This window comes from Xenorhabdus hominickii (assembly GCF_002632725.1).
GTDB lineage: Bacteria > Pseudomonadota > Gammaproteobacteria > Enterobacterales > Enterobacteriaceae > Xenorhabdus > Xenorhabdus hominickii.
On sequence record NZ_NJAI01000007.1, the window covers coordinates 407195 to 410299 of the forward strand.

Annotated in this window: 5 protein-coding genes and 1 pseudogene; all 6 read left to right on the forward strand. The window is 45.9% G+C overall.

The genetic code is table 11. From position 1 onward, the window contains the following. Nucleotides 1-104 precede the first annotated feature (104 nt). Entirely contained in the window at nucleotides 105-647 is a 543-nt protein-coding gene (locus tag Xhom_RS49745; RefSeq protein WP_232326247.1) for an HNH endonuclease, read from the forward strand. After that, the gene (locus Xhom_RS49750; protein ID WP_071933830.1) at nucleotides 583-867 is read left to right on the forward strand and encodes a DUF1364 domain-containing protein; all 285 of its coding nucleotides are present in this window, start codon (nucleotides 583-585) and stop codon (nucleotides 865-867) included. Before Xhom_RS49745 ends, Xhom_RS49750 begins: the two co-directional genes overlap by 65 nt. A 1-nt stretch (nucleotide 868) precedes the next feature. Continuing rightward, nucleotides 869-1227, forward strand: a pseudogene (locus Xhom_RS49755) (RusA family crossover junction endodeoxyribonuclease). Between the two features lie 198 nt (nucleotides 1228-1425). Further along, nucleotides 1426-2262: an antitermination protein gene (locus Xhom_RS49760; protein ID WP_069315408.1), complete on the forward strand. Its 837-nt coding sequence runs from the start codon at nucleotides 1426-1428 to the stop codon at nucleotides 2260-2262. 144 nt (nucleotides 2263-2406) lie between these two features. Beyond that, entirely contained in the window at nucleotides 2407-2721 is a 315-nt protein-coding gene (locus Xhom_RS49765; RefSeq protein ID WP_069315409.1) for a hypothetical protein, read from the forward strand. A gap of 237 nt (nucleotides 2722-2958) precedes the next feature. Beyond that, nucleotides 2959-3105, forward strand: a 147-nt coding sequence (locus Xhom_RS49770) for a ParD-like family protein (protein WP_244590785.1), incomplete at its 3' end; no start/stop codon positions are given.

Sequence of the window (3105 nt, forward strand, 5' to 3'; positions counted from 1 at the left end):
TTTGGCCATGGGCTGCATGTGGAGCAAATCAAATGAAATACCTCATATTCATCGGAATTTGGGCAGCGTCAATGCTGATTATGGGACTGGTGTTGGGGGGATAGATGGCAAAGGCAAAACTAAACATGCTGGATGCAATGAATAAGTGGATAGAGCACTCTCACAAGTTAATACAACCTAATAAACCTCACGTCGAGCAACCCAAGAAACCGCCGCTGAAATTAACCAAAAAGCAGCGAGCGGTTATCAGGGAAAAATTCGGGGGTCGCTGTGCATATTGTGGACACGAATTACCCGCGACAGGCTGGCACGCTGACCATGCAGAACCGATTATGAGATACGGGGCTGGTCAATGCCACTATCCAGAGAACGACACCATTGAAAATATGATTCCATCCTGCCGTAGCTGCAATATTTATAAACACAGTGCAGACATTGAAACATTTCGGTCAGCAATAACCAGAGAATTACAAAATTCAATCAACAGAACACAATGCCTGAGAACAGGCCAGCGGCTCGGCATATTGAAATTAGATACCACGCCGATAGTGTTCTGGTTTGAGAAATATGGGGAAATGGAGAATGGCAAATCTACGCAAAGAAGCGCGGGGTCGAGAATGTCAGGTCAGAATACCGGGCATCTGTAACGGTAACAGCGAAACGGTAGTTCTGGCTCATTACCGGATGGCTGGCATTTGTGGCATGGGGATGAAACCCAATGATCTGTTTGGGGCATGGGCGTGTTCGTGTTGTCACGATGAAATAGACCGCAGAACGAGGCTGACAGAGACCGACTATGCACACATGGCTCACTTAGAGGGTGTAATCAGGACGCAATCAATATTGCTATCGGAGGGTAAGATTTGACGTGAAAACCTACAATTTAAAATTGCCGTGGCCTCCGACAGTTAATCACTATTGGAAACACTCAAGATGGGGCACTACATATCAGAGAAAGGCATTAACTACCGACAGCAAATCAGCAACATCATTCAGCAGCAAAACCTCAGTATCAATACCCAATCCCGCATCAAAATCAAAATAGTTGCCAATCCCCCAGACAGACGACAGAGAGACCTCGATAACCTGCCTAAAGCGGTTTTCGACTCGCTGACTCATGCTGGATTCTGGGCTGATGACAATCAGGTTGATTATATGAGCATCAAACGCGGCGAACGGGTTAAGGGTGGCTGTCTGGATATCCAGATATGGGAGCTGGAGACATGATCTTCACCGACCTAGCCGCATCCGTTGAGGAGGCCAGATATCGATGTAGAGAAACGGGACGACCATTTGCTGTTGTTCAGCGAAACACCGGAGATCTGGCCGTTCTCACTGAACAATGGGTTATGAGAAAACAATTGAGGGTGATGTATTCGACACGTCACGACAGGGTTCACACAGTATTGCCGGGGATAAAATAGGATGAATTTAGAATCACTACCCAAGTATTTTTCTCCCAAGAGCGCTATGTTTAGTGACTCTCCAGCCGCAACCGCTACTGATTCATTTTCAATTACCGATGTCATGGCCTCGCTGGGATTGGCGTCCGCTCAGGCGAGGATGGGGATTGAACTGTTTTTGGCGAAACAGGGGATCAATAAACCCGATGAAGCAGTGGAGAGTCTCTACCAGTATGCACTGACGCAGGTTCACAAGCACCCTGCAATCGCAAAACTCGATGACGATATTAGGGAAAATGTGCTGCAAATACTCGCAAATTATGCCTTTCAGGATTATGCAAGGAGTGCAGCCAGTAAGAAGGCGTGTTCAGATTGTGATGACGGGTTTATCGAAGCAGAGGTGTTTACTACAAAGGCATACACCCCGTGGATGGAAAAAAGGCTGGTTAAGGCAAATTTAAGTATGGGCGTAAAGATCACCCCATCGTCATACGAAAAATTCCGTGAACGCAGAGAGATTGTGAGGGTGGCCTGTTCCACATGTAAAGGTAAAGCGGTGGTCAGCCATTCATGCCGTTGCAATGGTCGAGGGGAAGTTTTGAATAAAGAACAGACGGAGTTAATTGGTATTCCGGTCTACAAACGATGTCCTAAATGTTCAGGACGGGGATATTCTCGATTGCCAGCCGAGGATGTCAGACGGGCCATTTGTAATGAGGTGGTGGAGCTGCCTGAGACCACATGGAGAAGAAACTTTAAGCCGTTCTATGAAGAACTGATTCAGGAATGTTTCAGTGAAGAATTGAACGCTGATAACGTTCTAGAAGAACTAACAAAAAGAGAAATTATTTCCACATAAATATTAAACAGTAGATAAATGATATTGACAGAGTGGCGAAAATAGCCCATCATTGCTCTAACGATGGGTTATTGTCTCTCGTTGAATCAAAGAAGAATTTTAAGACCTCGCCTCGGCGGGGTTTTTTGCTTTCTGGGGGAATGAATGTCTGCACCAATCACCGAATCTTTAGTTATCCGTCCTGCATCTGAACAACCCACGCCGGATATGAATGGTAAAGAGGTGCTGGTCTTGAATCCTTGCGATGGCTGGCACATTGGGTATGTCAACTTCTGGGATGGAGAATACAGCGGTATCTACCGATGGATAGGTGAGGAATTTGAACCTCGGTACTTTTATGTCGCCTGGGCACTTTTGCCGGATGGCTTGAAAATCGGCGATGCCTTCGAAGACCAGAGCGCGACACCGGAAGAACATGATCGTTACTGGGCAGCAAGAAAGATGCTGAACGGGAAATAACATTCCACCCGTAGTAAATCCAATTACCAAATATCTTTTGGTAGTTCAAGTTCTCGTTATCGGAATTCCTATATCGGAACAAATTCAAGTGGTTCTGGCATATCGCGCAACCATACAATCATTTAACGCGACAAAAGATTGCATAATTAGACAAAATGGTGCATATTATAAGTGCGCTTCCGAAGGCGTATGCGTTTCGCACCGCATGTAATATAAATCCCGAGAGAGACTACGCAAATGGCTATTAGTATCCGTTTAGATGATGACTTCGTGAGTGATGTAAAGATCCACGCAGAAGCGTCAAGCAGGAGTGTGCCAAAGCAAATCGAGCATTGGGCAAAAATAGGTCGCATCGCCGAAGATAACCCAGATTTGCCATACTCC